Annotated in this window: 1 rRNA gene; it reads right to left on the reverse strand. The window is 47.3% G+C overall.

Annotated elements, in window-relative coordinates:
- Positions 1 to 164: 164 nt before the first annotated feature.
- Positions 165 to 258 (reverse strand): 16S ribosomal RNA (locus HP552_RS00320); the annotation flags it as partial.

Consider the following 258-nt stretch of genomic DNA (forward strand, 5'->3'; position numbering starts at 1 on the left):
ATTCGCAATTTTCGTTTCGATATCTAGTTTTCAAAGAACAAGCTCCATGCAAAAGCAAGCTGTTTTGAGAGTTTGAGCTCTCAAAACTGAGCAACGAGTGAGTTGCGCAGGTTCAGTGAACCTGCTTATTTGAATGTTTCCACTCGGGAAACGATTCTCCATAGAAAGGAGGTGATCCAGCCGCACCTTCCGATACGGCTACCTTGTTACGACTTCACCCCAATCATCTATCCCACCTTCGGCGGCTGGCTCCTTGCG

It is taken from the genome of Paenibacillus xylanilyticus, from assembly GCF_013359935.1.
Taxonomy (GTDB): domain Bacteria; phylum Bacillota; class Bacilli; order Paenibacillales; family Paenibacillaceae; genus Paenibacillus; species Paenibacillus xylanilyticus.